This window comes from Mucilaginibacter sp. GW822-FHT03E02 (assembly GCF_058801545.1).
In genome coordinates this window covers 2644415-2661219 of sequence record NZ_JBXANJ010000001.1, presented here as the reverse complement: position 1 = coordinate 2661219, position 16805 = coordinate 2644415, and the positions used below count along the sequence as shown (strand labels likewise).

Annotated in this window: 15 protein-coding genes; 8 read left to right on the top strand and 7 right to left on the bottom strand. The window is 45.4% G+C overall.

The genetic code is table 11. From position 1 onward, the window contains the following. The first annotated feature begins 7 nt into the window (after nucleotides 1–7). From lepB (AC1RM2_RS11205) to lepB (AC1RM2_RS11195), 3 genes are all read left to right on the top strand, one after another. The gene (gene lepB / locus AC1RM2_RS11205; protein WP_492985173.1) at nucleotides 8–1465 is read left to right on the top strand and encodes a signal peptidase I; all 1458 of its coding nucleotides are present in this window, start codon (nucleotides 8–10) and stop codon (nucleotides 1463–1465) included. 308 nt (nucleotides 1466–1773) lie between these two features. Beyond that, entirely contained in the window at nucleotides 1774–2910 is a 1137-nt protein-coding gene (lepB, locus tag AC1RM2_RS11200) for a signal peptidase I (protein WP_492985172.1), read from the top strand. Nucleotides 2911–2926: 16 nt separating this feature from the next. After that, entirely contained in the window at nucleotides 2927–4405 is a 1479-nt protein-coding gene (gene lepB, locus AC1RM2_RS11195; protein WP_492985171.1) for a signal peptidase I, read from the top strand. A 246-nt stretch (nucleotides 4406–4651) separates the two neighbouring features. On the opposite strand, the gene AC1RM2_RS11190 is transcribed toward lepB (AC1RM2_RS11195), so the two are convergent. The 4 genes from AC1RM2_RS11190 to AC1RM2_RS11175 form a co-directional block, all read right to left on the bottom strand. Then, complete coding sequence (locus AC1RM2_RS11190; protein WP_492985170.1) at nucleotides 4652–5194, bottom strand: RBBP9/YdeN family alpha/beta hydrolase; 543 nt, start codon at nucleotides 5192–5194, stop codon at nucleotides 4652–4654. Between the two features lie 155 nt (nucleotides 5195–5349). Next, on the bottom strand, nucleotides 5350–5826 hold the full coding sequence (locus tag AC1RM2_RS11185; protein ID WP_492985169.1) for an SRPBCC family protein: 477 nt from the start codon (nucleotides 5824–5826) through the stop codon (nucleotides 5350–5352). 123 nt (nucleotides 5827–5949) lie between these two features. Continuing rightward, nucleotides 5950–7386 (bottom strand): asparagine--tRNA ligase, encoded by a 1437-nt coding sequence (asnS, locus tag AC1RM2_RS11180; RefSeq protein WP_492985168.1) that lies wholly within the window; start codon nucleotides 7384–7386, stop codon nucleotides 5950–5952. Nucleotides 7387–7438: 52 nt separating this feature from the next. After that, nucleotides 7439–7930, bottom strand: coding sequence for a hypothetical protein (locus AC1RM2_RS11175; RefSeq protein WP_492985167.1), 492 nt, complete (start codon nucleotides 7928–7930; stop codon nucleotides 7439–7441). Nucleotides 7931–8106: 176 nt separating this feature from the next. Here AC1RM2_RS11175 and AC1RM2_RS11170 point away from each other — a divergent pair, with 176 nt between their 5' ends. From AC1RM2_RS11170 to AC1RM2_RS11150, 5 genes are all read left to right on the top strand, one after another. Next, entirely contained in the window at nucleotides 8107–8967 is an 861-nt protein-coding gene (locus AC1RM2_RS11170; protein ID WP_492985166.1) for a DMT family transporter, read from the top strand. 30 nt (nucleotides 8968–8997) lie between these two features. After that, nucleotides 8998–9483, top strand: coding sequence for a hypothetical protein (locus tag AC1RM2_RS11165; protein ID WP_492985165.1), 486 nt, complete (start codon nucleotides 8998–9000; stop codon nucleotides 9481–9483). Between the two features lie 105 nt (nucleotides 9484–9588). Continuing rightward, a complete protein-coding gene (gene dnaG, locus AC1RM2_RS11160) occupies nucleotides 9589–11535 on the top strand; it encodes a DNA primase (RefSeq protein ID WP_492985164.1) in 1947 nt (648 codons plus the stop codon). Further along, the gene (locus tag AC1RM2_RS11155; RefSeq protein ID WP_090641244.1) at nucleotides 11535–11906 is read left to right on the top strand and encodes a YraN family protein; all 372 of its coding nucleotides are present in this window, start codon (nucleotides 11535–11537) and stop codon (nucleotides 11904–11906) included. Before dnaG ends, AC1RM2_RS11155 begins: the two co-directional genes overlap by 1 nt. A 5-nt stretch (nucleotides 11907–11911) precedes the next feature. After that, a complete protein-coding gene (locus AC1RM2_RS11150) occupies nucleotides 11912–12985 on the top strand; it encodes a glutaminyl-peptide cyclotransferase (RefSeq protein ID WP_492985163.1) in 1074 nt (357 codons plus the stop codon). A 295-nt stretch (nucleotides 12986–13280) separates the two neighbouring features. Here the strand turns inward: AC1RM2_RS11150 and AC1RM2_RS11145 are convergent, their stop codons facing one another. Genes AC1RM2_RS11145 through AC1RM2_RS11135 form a run of 3 tightly spaced genes read right to left on the bottom strand, consistent with a single transcriptional unit; the run spans nucleotide 13281 to nucleotide 16664 of the window. Further along, the gene (locus AC1RM2_RS11145) at nucleotides 13281–14159 is read right to left on the bottom strand and encodes an SMP-30/gluconolactonase/LRE family protein (RefSeq protein WP_492985162.1); all 879 of its coding nucleotides are present in this window, start codon (nucleotides 14157–14159) and stop codon (nucleotides 13281–13283) included. A gap of 9 nt (nucleotides 14160–14168) precedes the next feature. Continuing rightward, nucleotides 14169–14939: an SDR family NAD(P)-dependent oxidoreductase gene (locus AC1RM2_RS11140; RefSeq protein ID WP_492985161.1), complete on the bottom strand. Its 771-nt coding sequence runs from the start codon at nucleotides 14937–14939 to the stop codon at nucleotides 14169–14171. A gap of 9 nt (nucleotides 14940–14948) precedes the next feature. Then, nucleotides 14949–16664 (bottom strand): IlvD/Edd family dehydratase, encoded by a 1716-nt coding sequence (locus AC1RM2_RS11135; protein ID WP_492985160.1) that lies wholly within the window; start codon nucleotides 16662–16664, stop codon nucleotides 14949–14951. Between the last annotated feature and the right edge of the window lie 141 nt (nucleotides 16665–16805).

Below are 16805 nucleotides of genomic sequence, written 5' to 3'. Positions count from 1 at the left end.
TTTATCAATGGATATAGCGGGTTACGTAGGCGTTTATTTACTGTTGGCCCCTGTATTGTTATTGATGCAGGTTGGCCTTTGGAAGCTGTTTCAAAAAGCTGGCCGCCATGGCTGGGAATCCTTGATCCCGGTATACGCTACGTATGTAATGCTGAAAATAAGCGGCAGGCCCGTGTGGTTGTTACTGCTGTTATTGATACCCGGTATTGGTGTTATTGTAGCTATTGGCATCACTATTGATTTTGTAAAAAGCTTTGGTAAAACAAAAATGCGCCAGATAGCAGGCGCGGTACTTTTGCCATTTATATTTTTGCCCAAATGGGGGTTTGATAAAAATACCCGTTACCTGGGCCAATCGGCCAGCGATGAGTTTCGCGAAGAATATCAGCACCTGTTACATAAATCATCAGCCCGCGAATGGGCCGAGACTGTTTTTTTTGCGGTGCTGGCCGTTACACTTATCCGTTTGCTGCTTATCGAAGCTTATACCATACCATCTTCATCTATGGAAAGCTCGCTCATGGTGGGCGATTACCTGTTTGTGAGTAAGCTTAACTATGGTGCCCGGCTGCCTATAACACCTGTTTCATTTCCGTTTACACATAATACCATGCCTGGCATGCGTATCAAATCATATTGGGATGGTATCAAGCTGCCATACTTCCGGCTGCCGGGGTTCGGCGATATCAATAAAGGCGATGTGGTGGTTTTTAACTTCCCGATGGAGGCCGATTCGCCATGGTACCGGCCGGTTGATAAGCGCGAACATTTAATTAAGCGCTGCGAGGCAACCCCCGGCGATAATGTGAGGCTGATAAGTGGCCAGGTGTATGTTAATGGCCAGCCCGTACCGCCGCCGCCCAATGCCGAAATGGAGTATGCCGTGCACACGGATAGTAACACCTTTAACTTTAATCCCGAACTGATTTATAAACTTCATATATCCAATATTCAGGGCTTTACACGTACCGATTATATAATGACCATGACGCAGCAATCGTCGCTGGCGTTAAAAAAAGTAGCGGGTGTTAAATACATCAGACCTAATATCCAGTTTGGGGGCGTGTATGATCCCGAAGTATTTCCGCACAATCCAGGCCACCGCTGGAACGTGGATAACCTTGGCCCCTTTACCATACCCAAACGCGGCCTCACCATAAAATTAGATACATTTAACCTCCCCATTTACCGCCGCGCCATCCAGGTTTACGAAAACAACAAGCTACAGGTAAATGGCAGCACCATCAGCATCAACGGCCGCCAAACCAATTCCTACACTTTTAAAATGGACTACTACTGGATGATGGGCGATAGCCGGCATAATTCCATGGATTCCCGTTTCTGGGGCTTTGTACCCGAAGACCATATTGTAGGCAAAGCCATTTTTGTGTGGATGAGCTGGGACACCAATGCGCCATTTGCCGATAAAATACGCTGGGACAAGGTGATGCGGATAATTAGGTAGATGTCGTAGATGTGCTTCATAAGCCCTTGTGCTAAAAAATGAATGGCTAAACAAGGCACATAAATGGGGACAGCAGAGCAATTTTTTGGCTTTCGGACTTCCCGACAAAAGACTTTCGGACTTAATTATCATATTGCCTTTTTGAAATTGCATATTTGCACCGCTAAGCGGGTAACATATCGCTTACAAGGCAGTCATAAAGAAATAATTAATAATATATTCATCAAAAAATAAACAAATTTGTAATGTGCTAATTTGACTTCATCATCTGCACATCTGAAATTTGAAATTTGCACATCCGATCAAAAATGAACTGGAAATTCTGGAAGAAAGATAAAACCACGCCGAAAAAGAAAAAAGGGGCCGTCCGCGAATGGGCCGATGCTATTTTGTTTGCAGTTATAGCGGCCACCCTTATCCGTACACTTTTTATTGAAGCGTATGTGATCCCCAGCGGATCGATGGAGGGCTCGCTGCTTATTGGCGATTACCTGTTTGTAAGTAAGGTTAACTATGGCGCACGTATGCCCATAACGCCATTGGCTGTGCCGTTTACAGCCCATACCATACCGTTTACCGAAACCAAATCGTACCTGGATGTGCAATTGCCTTATTACCGCTTGCCAGGCTTCAGCGATATTAAAAAAGGAGATATTGTGGTGTTTAACCTGCCCACGGAAGCCGATTCGCCGTTATACCGGCCGGTAGACCGCCGTGAAAACATCATTAAACGATGCCAGGGTACCCCGGGCGATACACTCAGTTTGGTTAATGCACTGGTATATGTGAACAGTAAACCCAGGCCGGCGGTTCAAACTGGTAAAATGGCTTATGTAATAAAAACAGATGGCAGCGGGATAAACCCTGATTTAGCTAACGAATTGCATTTGGAAAATTTTGGCGCTGTTGACGCCACCACTTTTACAGCAAACGCTACTGTTGAATCGGCCAGCCAGTTAAAAACTTATTCCAATGTAAAATCGGTAACGCCCAATATTGCTATTAAAGGCCTGGTTGACGATGCAAACCCGGTATATCCGCTATCGCATCCCGACTATCAACTGGGCGCTATGCCGCGCTACAACTGGAATGTAGATAACTTTGGCCCTGTGATTATTCCCAAAAAAGGCTGGACAGTTAAGCTGGATAGCACTACCTTCCCGATATATGGGCGGGCTATAGCTATTTATGAGCACAATACCGTAAAAGTTGTTGGCAAGGATGTTTTTATAAACGGAAAAAAAGCCGATACTTACACCTTTAAAATGAACTACTACTGGATGATGGGCGATAACCGCCATAACTCCACCGATTCGCGCTATTGGGGCTTTTTGCCCGAAGATCACGTGGTTGGCAAAGCCTTGTTTACCTGGATGAGTATTGATAGTACGGCATCGTTTGCAAATAAAATAAGATGGAGCAGGTTGTTCAGGGGTATAAAATAACTAAAAAGAGCATATAGTGAACGTTGTAGAATTTGTAATTGCATTTATAGTACTGTTTGTTTTGCCTTATGTGGGCCTGTGGAAATTGTTTCAAAAGGCCGATAGGCTTGGATGGGAAGCCATAATACCCCTTTATAATGCCTTCGTGATGATAAAGCTAAGCGGCAGGCCTGGCTGGTGGATGGTCCTGTTATTAATACCCGGCTTGAACTTGTTGGTTGCTATTGGCCTTACGGTTGACTTCCTGAAATCATACGGGAAATTTAGGTTAATTGAGCATTTTGAGGGTATAGTTTTGCAATTTATATACTTGCCAAAATGGGGCTTTGATAAAGAAACCAAATATTTAGGTACATCTGCCAGCCCCGAGTTTAGGGAAAAATATAAAAAGGCGCTTAAAAAAACCGCGGTACGCGAGTGGGCAGATGCCATTATTTTCGCGGTGATAGCTGCTACACTGATCCGTACACTGTTTATTGAAGCGTATGTGATACCGAGTGCATCTATGGAAAGCTCGTTGCTTATTGGCGATTACCTGTTTGTAAGCAAGGTAAACTATGGCGCACGGTTGCCCATGACACCTGTCGCCTTTCCGTTTGCACACCATACCATGCCGCTTATTAATACCAAGGCCTACTGGGACGGCATCGAGCTGCCTTATTACCGCCTGCCCGGTCTAAGCGACATTAAAAAAGGCGATGTGGTGGTGTTTAATTACCCAATGGATGCCGATGCGCCATTAAGCCGCCCGGTTGATAAACGCGAGAATTTTATAAAACGCTGCCAGGGCACCCCAGGCGATACGTTGAGCGTGGTAAACGCCCGGGTGTTTATTAATGGCAAAGCCAAAACAACTCCTGTAAATGGCGAAATTACTTACCGTGTACAATACGACGGGACGGCAATTAACCCCGACCTGATAAGCGAATTGCACCTGGCCGATATTACCACAACAGATAGGGCTAATGAGTTTACAACAAATACTACGGTAGCATCGGCCAATGCTTTAAAAGGGTACGCGAATATTAAGTCGGTTACACCCGATTTGACTAAGCCCGGCGCTTTTGACGGGTATACTGTTTTCCCGTTAAAATACCCTAACTATAAAATTACCCCAAGTTTCCCCCGTTTTACCTGGAACCAGGACAACTACGGACCTATCATCGTGCCTAAAAAAGGCGGGACAGTAAAGCTGGATAGCTTAACATTCCCGGTATACGGCCGCGCTATCGAAATTTACGAAGGCAATAAAGTCGAAGTAGTTGGCAAGGATATTCTGATTAATGGTAAAAAGGCAGATAGCTATACCTTTAAAATGAATTACTATTTCATGATGGGCGATAACCGCCATAACTCTGAAGATTCACGTTTCTGGGGTTTTGTTCCCGAAGATCATATTGTGGGCAAAGCCCTGTTTATCTGGATGAGTATTGATGACCAGGCCGGCTTCCTGCACAAAATCAGGTGGAGCAGGTTGTTTAATGTTATTAGGTAAGGTGAAAGGTGAAAGGTGAAAGGTGAAAGGTGAAAGGTGAAAGGTGAAAGGTGAAAGGTGAAAGGTGAAAGGTGAAAGGTGAAAGGTGAAAGGTGAAAGGTGAAAGGTGAAAGGTGAAAGGTGAAAGGTGAAAGGTGAAAGGTGAAAGGTGAAAGGTGAAAGGTGAAAGGTGAAAGGTGAAAGGTGAAAGGGCATTATGTTAAATGCGGCTTGCCTTTTGCCTTTTACCTAAAAGGCACCTTTCGCCTAAAATTCGTCCAGTTCCCGCAAAAGCTCCAGGCCTGGTTCCCATGTTCCTAAATTCGATGCCGCGTTAATATGGCTGGCATCACCTATGTTCACCAGTTTGCTGCCCCAGGCATCGGCAAATAGTTGGGCGCGTTCGGGTGTTACATAAAAATCATTGGTGCTCATTACCGTGGTGCTTTTAAACGGCAGCTTTATGAGCGGCACGGGCGCAAAGCCGGTTGTTCCGGTCGGGTAGCTTTCGGCTTCGGTATCGCTTGGCGCAACCAGCAGGGCAGCTTTAATGGCTACGTTATATTCCTTTGCCCAGTAGGCAATGGTGGCGCAGGCCAGGCTATGGCCTACCAGTATCACATCTTTAGCATCATATTTGTCTACATAGGCCTGCAGGGTGGTTATCCAGTCGGCACAAACGGGTGTTTCCCAGTCCTGCTGCTCAACGCGGGTAAAACCAAATTGCTTTTCCCAAAGTGATTGCCAATGCTGCGGCCCCGAATTACCCAGACCCGGGATGATGAGGATTGTTGATTTGAAAGCTTCCATTGATCCTTAAAATTAATACGTTTTAATTGCTATCAAAGTGTTGTGTTGCGCAACAGGTGAAACAGTTGTAAAGTAGAATTAGTTAATATTCAGATATTTATGAATTGTCATGTTTTGTAAATCGAAACAAAACCGAAACAGTTGGCTGTATTGAGCTATGAATCGTTGGTGCTATCCAATGATTCTTTTTCCGCAGCTTTTTTAATTTCCTGGTTGCGTTGTTGCAGCAAGCGAATCATATACCGTTCCAAAAACAGGAAGTTAGCTATAATTCCCAAAAATCCCAAGGGGGCATCAAACATAAAAATATCCTTCATCAGGGTTTGGTTATTGATGGGATAAAAATAATGTTCGTGACGGAAGGCTTTAAATGCGCCCTGAACCATTTCGTCAGTAAAATAATTGGGATATTCCATTTCGGTAACCTTAGAGGTTAAGGTTTGCCAGATGCCGAAATGCTTTGCCCGCCAGGTAACGGTTTCTCCCAGCTCAATCAGGCCGCTGGTTCGCCCGGCAACGGCCGTTTCGCCGCTTTGCTGCATCGAATCTACATGCATATCAATGCTCCTGGCCAGATCGAAACACCGGGCAACAGGAGCATTAATGTGGGTGGCGAGTTCAATAATGGGCACGATTTTCAGGATTATACAGGATTAACAGGATTTTTTTAGGATTGGTGAGATTAACAGGATTTTTTTGACAAATGTTACAATCAAAAAAAATCCTGTTAATCCTGCGAAATCCCTAAATCCTGTCTAAAATTCCGCATTCTTCGGGAACCTTGGGAAAGGGATCACGTCGCGGATGTTGCCCATGCCGGTAACAAACAGCACCAGGCGCTCAAAGCCTAAGCCAAAACCAGCGTGAGGGCACGAGCCAAAGCGGCGCGTATCCAGGTACCACCAAAGTTCATCCTTAGGGATGCCCATTTCGTCCATGCGTTTCTCTAACAGATCCAAACGCTCTTCACGTTGCGAACCGCCTACAATTTCGCCAATGCCGGGGAAAAGGATATCCATAGCGGCTACCGTTTTACCATCGTCATTCTGGCGCATGTAAAACGATTTGATCTCCTTAGGGTAATCGGTCAGGATCACCGGTTTTTTAAAGTGCTTCTCAACCAGGTAGCGTTCGTGCTCGCTTTGCAGGTCGGTTCCCCAGCCTTCAACTATATATTGGAATTTCTTCTTTTTGTTCGGTGTCGATTCTTTTAGTATTTCGATAGCCTCGGTGTAAGTAAGGCGTTCAAAATCGTTATCTAAACAAAAGTTCAGCTTCTCTAACAAAGTCATGTCAGAGCGTTCGTTCTGTGGTTTTTGTTTTTCTTCTTCGGCCAGGCGCTGGGTTAAAAACTCGATATCATCGGGACATTTATCCAGCGCGTATTTGATTACGTATTTCAGCATGTCCTCTGCAAGGTCCATGTTGTCGTGTATATCGTTAAAGGCAACTTCCGGCTCAATCATCCAAAACTCTGCCAGGTGGCGGGTAGTGTTTGAGTTTTCGGCACGGAATGTTGGTCCGAAGGTGTAAATATCGCTTAGGGCCATAGCGCCCAGTTCGCCTTCCAACTGGCCGGATACGGTTAGGTTGGTTGATTTACCAAAAAAATCCAGCTTGTAATCTACCTCGCCGGTATCTGTTTTAGGGATGTTGTTTAAATCGAAGTTGGTTACGTGGAAAGCTTCGCCCGCGCCTTCGGCATCCGATTGGGTGATAACCGGGGTATGCAGGTAAATAAAATCACGCTCCTGGAAAAACTGGTGCACCGCGAATGCCAGGCTGTTACGCAGGCGGAAAATCGACCCAAAGGTGCTGGTACGGAAACGCAGGTGCGCGTTTTCCCTTAAAAACTCCAGGCTGTGTTTTTTTGGCTGGATAGGATATTTTTCGGGATCGCTGTCGCCTAAAATTTCGATATCCTGCGCTATAACTTCAACTGTTTGGCCTTTACCTAACGAAGCGATGAGTTTGCCCGATACACTTAGTGCCGCGCCAACTGTAATGCGTTTTAGCAAAGCAGGATCGGTGTTTTCAAAATCGACAACAATCTGGATGTTATTATTAGTTGAGCCATCATTCAAAGCAATAAAACGATTTGACCGGAAGGCGCGAACCCATCCTTTAACTGTTACATCAATATCCGTTTGCTGGCTTTGCAGCAATGCTTTGATCTTTGTGCGCTGACTCATAATGTGTAATTATGTATAAAATTGTGTATTTTTTTGAGCCGCAAAAATACAATTATTTATGTAATGTAACTTTGAATTTGCCATCTAAAAAACTTACGCTATCGGCCTTAGCGCCCGGCTGGCTATCATATGTTTTGATGAATTTCAGATCGAAAAACCCTTGTATAATCATATCAGCCTGGTTAACCGAGATAACGCTTACCGAGTTTAGATGAGTAGGGCTAAGGGCATACTTTTTGGTAATGGCACCGTTTTTTTTGAGGATATAATATCCCTGGTGATTTTTTAACGGGTAGTAGCCAACGCCGCCTATGCTTAGTTTAATTGCAAAAGTTTCCTCTTCGCCGCCCTGGGTTTGGCTGCCGGCTATGGTTGTTGTATCGCCCAGTATGTTAGAGGCAGCGGGTTGTATTTCCCACTTGGCGCCGTCTTTATCGGCAATAATAAAATCGGGTATCACCTGCACTACGCAGCACGGCTTTTTGGCGCACGAATTCAAAAGCAATAAGACAGCGCAAAAAAATGAAAGCAGGCATTTTTTCATATCGGTGAAACAGCAGCGGGTTGGTAATAAAGGTTGTACTAAAGGTATACAAATTAAGGGATATGCTTTGGGGTATTTAATTCGCGCACAAAGTTGCCCTATGATATATTCGACGGTTAAAGCGCCCGGATGATGACCTATTTGCTTAAGTTTGCCGCTCAAAATAATACGTTATCATGAACCCCAAAGTTAGCCTGGTTATTGGCATTTTATGTATCTCATTTTCGCCAATATTTGTGAAGCTTGCAGGGGTATCGCCAATTGGCTGCGCGTTTTACCGGGTGTTTTTTGCCTGGCTATGTTTACTGCCTTATTGCATTATTAAAAATAAATTTAAGGTGGGGCGCAAGCAATTAATCATAGCCATTATAGCAGGGATTGTTTTTGCTGCCGATGTATCGGTATGGAACTTATCGCTATTAAAAATAAGCGCCACCGTATCAACCTTAATAGCCAACCTGGCGCCGGTTTGGGTTGGTTTGTTCAGCTTCCTGCTGTTCAAAAAAAGTTCGGGTAAATTGTTCTGGATAGGTACCGTGGTGGCTATAGCAGGCATGGTAGTGCTGGTAGGCTATCAGCATATTTTACATCTGGAGCTTAATGCCGGGATTCTACTTGCCGTGTTAGCCAGTTTGTTTTATGCCACTTATATCATGATTACTAAAAATATTATGGCGGGGATTGACGTATTCACATTTATGTTTTACAGCATGCTGAGCGCAAGTGTTTTCCTCATTATAGTTAACAGCATTGCGGATGCCAATCTTCTGGTGTTCCCGGTAAAAGTTTGGCTGTGCTTTTTAGGGATGGGGGTAATTTGCCAGCTTGTTGGCTGGCTCACCATTAACTATTCATTACGCTACCTCGAATCGACCAAGGTATCTATCGCCCTGCTGAGCCAAACTGTTTTTGCCGCCATACTGGCCGCTATTTTACTTAACGAAAAGCTGGAGCTGAACGAGATCATCGGCAGCGTAATTGTGCTGGCCGGTATTGCGGTAACATTTTTAAAGCGTAGGCAGGTAAGCATGGTTTAGGTTAAGGATATAATTTATTACCTTCAATTAATGAATTTTCTTCCCTTTGAAAACCTTATCATTTTAACTCCGCATCAACCGGCCGAGGTTGAAACGATATTGCAAAAGGCTGTAATGCCCTCCCGCTTTAATTATGAAAACTGGGTATTTTACAACAAAAAGGAGCCATTATTTATTGGTGATGTATTTAACCTTCAATTCAGGTTTGAGCCGCCACATAGCCCCCGCGCGGCCATGGTGCCCATAGCCAAAGGAGGTATTGCGCCGCATTTGCAGGGAAGTAAAATAAGCTTGAAGATTTTTCCGTCAATGATCATCTTCGTGATGATTGGTATGTTTTTTTGCTGGGAAGTGGCTTTTATATTTATTTCAAGGACAGGTAAAGATGATTTTAGCTATTGGTTGCCTTTCGTAGCCCCGATTTTTGCTTACCTGCTGCTTATCGTTTTCTATAAATATGAAGCGAGCGGTGTTAAATCATCGCTGCTTAAATTGTTAGATGGTAAGTTTGCTTAGCATTGACGTTTGAATTTTAAACTCCTCGCCATCAAATAAAAGTGTAATTTAACGTTTGCGGATTTAGGGCAACGCTCATCTTTGCCTACATTTGCATTTTAGCGCATGATCATAAAATCCACCATCGACCGTATTATGGAAGCCACCGACATTGTGGAGGTGATAGGGGAATTTGTGCAGTTAAAAAAGCGCGGGGCCAACTATGTGGGCCTTTCGCCATTTGCCAATGAGCGTACCCCATCGTTCACGGTATCGCCCGCTAAAGGCATTTTTAAAGATTTCTCCACAGGTAAAGGCGGCTCGGCAGTTACTTTTTTAATGGAGCTGGAAAAATTCAGTTATCCCGAGGCCTTAAAATGGCTGGCCAAAAAGTACGGCATTGAAGTAGAGGAAACCGTAGAAGCTCCTGAAAACCGGGAAGAAGACCTGCGTCGCGAAAGCCTGATGATTGTATCGGGCTATGCCGCCAAATTTTTTCACGAAAGTTTGCTTGAAACTGATGAAGGTAAAAGCATTGGTTTAAGCTATTTTAAAGAGCGGGGCTTCAGTAACGATATCATCAAAAAATTTGAGCTGGGCTACTCGCCCGATCAATGGGAGGCGTTTACCGGCAGCGCCCTAAAGGAGGGTTATAAAGAACAATTCCTGGTTGATAGCGGCCTGTCTGTAAAACGGGATAACGGTACTTTGTATGATCGTTACCGCGGCCGGGTAATGTTCCCGATACACAATTTTACCGGCAGGGTTATCGCGTTTGGCGGCCGTACCTTAAAAAAAGATAAAAACGTACCCAAGTATGTAAACTCGCCCGAGAGCGAGATCTACCATAAATCAAACGTACTTTACGGCTTGTACTTTGCCAAAAAGTCCATCCGCGAGGAAGATAACTGTTACCTGGTTGAAGGCTATGCCGATGTACTTTCGGTAGTGCAGGCCGGTATCGAAAACGTGGTGGCATCGTCCGGTACATCCTTAACCGTTGAGCAGATCAAACTCATCAGCCGGTTTACCAAAAATATCACCATTTTATATGATGGCGATGCCGCGGGGATAAAAGCAGCTATCCGCGGGCTGGATATGATCCTTGAGGAAGGCCTTAACGTAAAAGTAGTTACTTTCCTTGATGGGCACGATCCCGATTCATATGTACAAGCCAATGGCTCAAGTGCGTTTAAAAAATACATCGAGGAGAATAAAAAAGACTTTATCCTTTTTAAGGCCAATACACTGCTAAAAGATGCAGGTAACGACCCGATAAAAAAAGCCGGCGTTATCCGTGAGATTGTAGAAAGTATTGCCAAAATTCCCGATTCCATCAAGGCATCGGTGTTCATTAAAGAGTGCAGCTACATTTTGCAGATTGATGAGCGCGCGTTGCTATCCGAGCTTAATAAAATGCGGCAGGCCAAATCCAAAAAGGATGGCCAGCAGCAGCAAAATCATAACCGGTACCAGCCGGAAATGCCGCCTGATGAGCCTCATTTTTTTGACGAGGTTGATTTGGTGGAGGGCACCAAGCCGAAAGTTGATTACTCCCAAGAGAAAGAAGTCGTTCGCCTTCTTATTTTATATGGTAACAGGATGATTGATTGGGGGGGTATTGCTGACACTTATATCGGGCCGTTTATCGTAGTAGAATTGGGGGATGTGACATTTGAAGAACCAGTTTGCAAGTTGTTTATGGAAATCTACAGACACGAAGTAGATAATGGCAATCTTCCAGAGGATCATCTTTTTATTCACCACCAAGATAGGGGCATTGTCGATCTTACAGTAGATATACTTTCCACGAAATATAACTTGAGTGAAAATTGGTATGAAATGCATAAAATTAAGATAAAGACCGAAGAGGATAATATGCGTGCTACCATCCTCGGTGGAATATTTCATCTGAAGTTGCACAAAGTAAAAGCGATTCTCAATAACATACAGTCTCAGCTTAAACACGCTACCAGCGAACTCGATGAAGATATTCTGCAAAATCAATTTATTCGTATGAAGAAAGTTGAACGTTCAATTTCAGAGTTCTTAGGTACTGTGATTGTTAAATAATGGCTCAACACCTTGATCTTGGTCGCGCGGGCGAGGCTTTAGCCAAAACACACCTGGAAAATGCCGGCTATGAGATCCTGGACGAGAACTGGACACATGGCAAAGCCGAAATTGACTTGATTGCATATAAAGACAAGGTTATTATATTTACCGAAGTGAAAACGCGCACCGGCACGGGCTTTGGCATGCCCGAAGATTTTGTTGATGCACGCAAGCAAAAACTATTGGCCGATGCCGCCGACGAATATATTTACATTATGAACCACCAGGGCGAAGTGCGGTTTGATATTATCGCTATTTTGTTTGACAAGGATAAAAATTATATACTAAACCATATCGAAGACGCGTTTTGGCCGTCGGGTACATTATGAAAAACATGAATAATAAATTAAAGATATTTTTTGCAGCAGGCTTACTTTTGGCTTTGGGTTGTAACAGTTGCAAACAAAAACCGGCTGATAACGGCGCTGATTATACCATGAGCCCGGAAGCCGGCACCACTTACAAAGCGGGTGATGTAGTGAAGGTAAGAGTGGGCCTGCCTGCCGATACCAAACCCGATTCGGTAGTGTACATGATGGAAGAAACCCGTTTAGGTGTTGCTAAAGATTCATCGGCCATCAGCGTAAAAACAGACAGCATCCCCCTGGGTATAAAACTGATAACTGCCAAAGTTTACCAGGGAGGTAAAAGCCAGGATGTAACTACCAATATATTGCTGCTGGCTGGTAAAGCGCCCGAAGCTTACACCTATAAAGTAGAGAAAACTTACCCGCATGATACAAGCTCATACACCGAAGGGCTGGAATACCTGGATGGTATTATGTATGAAAGTACCGGCGACACAGGCCACTCCACCATTCGTAAAAACAGCCTCGAAACCGGAAAGGCAATACAGGTTACCAAGTTAGGCGATCAATATTTTGGCGAGGGGCTTTCCGTTGTCGGTGATAAAGTGATCCAGCTTACTTATCGCGAAAAAGTTGGTTTTGTGTACGACAAAAGCACCCTGAAGCTGCTGAACACCTTCCCCAATAATGTTGGTGCCGAAGGTTGGGGCATGTGCTTTGACGGTAAGAAGCTTTACATGGACGATAGCACCAACAAAATATGGTTCCTGAACAAGGATACTTACCAGGAAATGGGCTCGATCAACGTATGTGATGATAAAAAACAAATAGACTCGGTAAACGAGTTGGAATACATCGACGGAAAATTATATGCCAACGTTTACCAAACAGACGATATACTGGTTATAAACCCTAAAACGGGAGCTGTTGAACAAAAAATTAACATGAAAAACCTTTACCCCGAATCGGAACGCCCCGCAGGCCGCGATTGGGGGAACAACGTGCTTAACGGTATAGCCTACGATGCCGCCACCAAACGCATTTTTGTAACCGGCAAAAAATGGCCCAAAATGTACCAGGTAAAGTTTATAAAGCAATAGTGTTAAGTCGGAAGTACTAAATCGTAAGTCTAAAATTAAAAAAAACAGATCGTCATTGCGAGGTACGAAGCAATCCCGAACTATGTGGAAATTAGCGTGTAGGGGATTGCTTCGTACTTCGCAATGACGGTAGTTTAGAACGTTCGTTTAACTACATCCGTTGCACGTTATAACGATTTTTTTCATGTTTTACCTGATGGTTACTCGTAATGACGGTAGTTTAGTACATGGATTAAGCCATATTTCGTTGCGCGCCATAACGTTTTTTTATGTTTAACGAGCATTTTTTGTAAAGTTATTGGCTCTTGGTATACTCAAAAGCCCTGGGCCCCGAATACCCGCAATCCTTCCAAACAAATAGTATGCCCGCAAGCGGCTGCTGCTCCAGTTCATTGGTGGTAAGGCCTTTTTGGGCGGTGGTGATGTACAGGTCGCTTAGGGTGGGGCCGCCAAAGCTGCAGGATGTTACATTGGCTACGGGTAGGGGCAAGGTAAATAATTTTGTTGCGGTGTGCGGGTTCCAGCGGCTTACCTGCCAGCCGTTCCAGTGGGCTATCCACAGCATACCTTCGGCGTCGATGGTCATGCCATCCGGGTAGCCATCTTTTTCATCAATGGTGATCACCGTTTTTTTGTTGGAGATTGTGCCGCTGTGTACATCAAAATCATAGGCCACCACATTCATGGTTGGTGTATCGATATAGTAAAACGTTTTGTGGTCGGGGCTCCATGCCATTCCGTTGGATATGGTGGTGCCATGTATTTTGGGCGTAACATCCTGGTTGTCGTTCAGCATATACAGTTTTCCGGCGTTTGGCGTTTCGTCAATCGCCATCGACCCGATCCAGAATCTGCCTGCCGGGTCGCATTTGCCATCGTTAAAACGGTTTTGGGGCAGATGAGCTTCGGGGTGGGCAAAAAATGCCGGTTGGCCACTTTCACGGTCAACCATAGCCAGCCCGTTTTTTAACGCGGCAAGCAATTGGCCATTGCTGCAAATAGTTACCGCGCCAACCATCTGTTTAACATCAATGGTTCTGAAAGCCTTGTTTTCGGGGCTGTATTCGTGAATATGCCCACCCATAATATCAACCCAGTATAAAATGTTATTACGCCAATCCCAAACCGGTCCTTCGCCCAAAAAACTGGCGTGGTTAACTGCTACTTGTACCATTGTGTTATGTTATTTAATGCCATCGGGCAAAGTACTTACCGATGTCCAGCCGCCATCAACAATCAGGCTTTGGCCGGTAATGTGTTTGGCCTCGGCGGATACTAAAAACAGTGCCGTATGGGCAATGTCGGTAACATAAGCCGGCCGCCCCATGGGGGTAATGGCCGACCATACACGTTCATAATCCGCTTCTTCCATAGTACGTTCCGTTAAGGTGGCGCCCGGCGCAACGGTATTTACATTGATGCGGTACTGCGAAAGTTCGATCACCAGGTTTTTGGCCAGCATCTCCAAAGCGGCTTTGGTCATGGCATAGGCGGCAAGGCTTTTGAGCGCCTGGTGCCCCACTACCGACGAGGTAAACAGGATTGCCCCGCCATTGGCCTGCTCTTTCATCTGTTTGGCCGCCGCCTGCGCCAGGAAGAACGAGCCGCCAAGGTTTACGTCCAGTACTTTGGAGAACGACTCTTTGGTATAAGCAAAAAAATCTCCATATAAAGTAATGCCGGCATTGGCTATCACAATATCCAGTCGCCCGTATAGCTTTACGGCGGTATCAACCATGCTATTGATGAAAGCTACGTCGCTTGAATCGCCGGGCATGGCCAAACAACTATCCGGATGGTTTTGGTTGATCAGGACTTCCGCTTTTTTTGCTAAATCGATATCTATATCGTTTAATATCACGGTAGCGCCGTTTTGGGCCAGCATGCGGCAAATTTCAAACCCAATGCCCTGGCCTGCTCCGGTAACTATGGCTACTTTATTGTTAAAACTCATTATATCAGCTTAATGTGAATCTCTTAAAACCTTACTGCCCGAACCACCTACCAGGAAATCCATATCGGCCCCCAGGTGCGCCTGCTGTACATGGTCGATATACAGTTTTACATAACCACGGTTGGTAACCGGTTCGGGTGGTATGTACTGTCGCTTTCGTTCGGCAAACTCTTCGGTGCTGATAGCTACATTTAACGTGCGGTTGGGCACATCAAGCGTAATCAGGTCGCCGGTTTTGATGAGGGCAAAATTGCCGCCTGCGGCTGCTTCTGGTGATACGTGCAATACTACGGTGCCAAAGCCCGTACCGCTCATGCGTCCGTCGGATATGCGCACCATATCTGTAATTCCTTTTTCCAGTAGCTTTTTGGGGATACCCATATTACCTACCTCGGGCATGCCGGGGTAGCCTTTGGGGCCTACATTTTTTAATACCAGAACGCTGTTTTCATCAACCTCCAGATCGTCGGTATCAATACGGGCTTTAAAATCTTCGATGTTTTCAAACACCACGGCTTTGCCGGTATGCTGCATTAAATGCGCGCTGGCCGCCGATGGTTTGATAACCGCGCCCGACTCGCACAGGTTACCTGTTAAAATAGCCAGGCCGGTGGCTGTATTAAAGGGCGCATCAATCGTAGTAATTACGTTGCTGTTATAACCCACGGCATTGCTGTAATTATCGGCAATGGTTTTACCGTTTACCGTGATGGCATCCCTATGAAGTATGCCATCCAGTGCCTTTAAAACAACAGGCAGGCCGCCGGCATAAAACAGGTCTTCCATAAAGTACTGACCCGATGGCTGCAGGTTGGCTATCAGCGGGATGTTTTTAGATAAGGGATCAAAATCCTTCAATTCAAGCGGAACGCCAATGCGGCCGGCAATAGCCAGCAAATGGATCACAAAATTGGTCGATCCGCCAATGGCGGCGTTGGTCATGATGGCATTTTCAAAAGCCTGCCGGGTAAGTATGTCTGATAATTTCAAATCTTCCTTAACCATCTCCACAATGCGTAAGCCCGATAGCTGGGCCAACACTTTCCGCCTGGAATCGGCAGCAGGAATAGCCGCATTGCCCGGCAGCGAAAGCCCCAGTGACTCAACCATACAAGCCATAGATGAAGCTGTGCCCATAACTGCACAATGCCCCTGGCTGCGGCACATGGCCGCCTCGATGGTGAGCAATTCCTCTTCCATGATTTTGCCCGAGCGTACATCATCATGATAGCGCCAAACATCGCTGGTGCCTATTTGCCTGCCACGGTGGTTGCCCGTAAGCATTGGCCCGCCAGATACTACGATGGTAGGGATATTTACACTACAGGCACCCATTACCAGCGACGGCGTTGTTTTATCGCAACCGCAAAGTAATACTACACCATCCAATGGGTTGGCGCGGATAGATTCTTCCACATCCATGCTGGCCAGGTTGCGGTACAGCATAGCAGTGGGCTTCATTAAAGTTTCGCCAAGCGACATTACCGGGAACTCGACCGGGAACCCACCGGCCTCTAAAATGCCCCGTTTTACCGATTCGGCAAGCTCGCGAAAATGAGCGTTGCAGGGGGTAAGCTCGCTCCATGTATTGCAGATGCCTATTACAGGTTTGCCTTGAAATTCATAGTCGGGGATGCCCTGGTTTTTCATCCAGGCGCGGTAAATAAAGCCATCCTTGCCTTTGCGGCCAAACCATGCCCTGCTTCGTAGTTCTTGCTCGTCCATTGGTTGATATTGTTTTGCAGCCCCGGGGGCATTTATAACTGGTGTTGAACAAATATAACCGCAAAATTTAATTATGGGTGTGCATTCGTTGGTTGTTTTTTTGTAGAGACGCATCACATGCGTCTCCCGCGTTTAGATGTA

Coding starts and splice junctions, on each gene's coding strand:
- AC1RM2_RS11165 (WP_492985165.1), top strand. CDS start 8,998: ATGAATTTTCTTCCCTTTGAAAACCTTATCATTTTAACTCCGCATCAA.
- AC1RM2_RS11175 (WP_492985167.1), bottom strand. CDS start 7,930: ATGAAAAAATGCCTGCTTTCATTTTTTTGCGCTGTCTTATTGCTTTTG.
- AC1RM2_RS11190 (WP_492985170.1), bottom strand. CDS start 5,194: ATGGAAGCTTTCAAATCAACAATCCTCATCATCCCGGGTCTGGGTAAT.
- AC1RM2_RS11150 (WP_492985163.1), top strand. CDS start 11,912: ATGAATAATAAATTAAAGATATTTTTTGCAGCAGGCTTACTTTTGGCT.
- AC1RM2_RS11155 (WP_090641244.1), top strand. CDS start 11,535: ATGGCTCAACACCTTGATCTTGGTCGCGCGGGCGAGGCTTTAGCCAAA.
- lepB (WP_492985172.1), top strand. CDS start 1,774: ATGAACTGGAAATTCTGGAAGAAAGATAAAACCACGCCGAAAAAGAAA.
- dnaG (WP_492985164.1), top strand. CDS start 9,589: ATGATCATAAAATCCACCATCGACCGTATTATGGAAGCCACCGACATT.
- AC1RM2_RS11135 (WP_492985160.1), bottom strand. CDS start 16,664: ATGGACGAGCAAGAACTACGAAGCAGGGCATGGTTTGGCCGCAAAGGC.
- AC1RM2_RS11145 (WP_492985162.1), bottom strand. CDS start 14,159: ATGGTACAAGTAGCAGTTAACCACGCCAGTTTTTTGGGCGAAGGACCG.
- AC1RM2_RS11170 (WP_492985166.1), top strand. CDS start 8,107: ATGAACCCCAAAGTTAGCCTGGTTATTGGCATTTTATGTATCTCATTT.
- lepB (WP_492985173.1), top strand. CDS start 8: ATGGATATAGCGGGTTACGTAGGCGTTTATTTACTGTTGGCCCCTGTA.
- AC1RM2_RS11140 (WP_492985161.1), bottom strand. CDS start 14,939: ATGAGTTTTAACAATAAAGTAGCCATAGTTACCGGAGCAGGCCAGGGC.
- asnS (WP_492985168.1), bottom strand. CDS start 7,386: ATGAGTCAGCGCACAAAGATCAAAGCATTGCTGCAAAGCCAGCAAACG.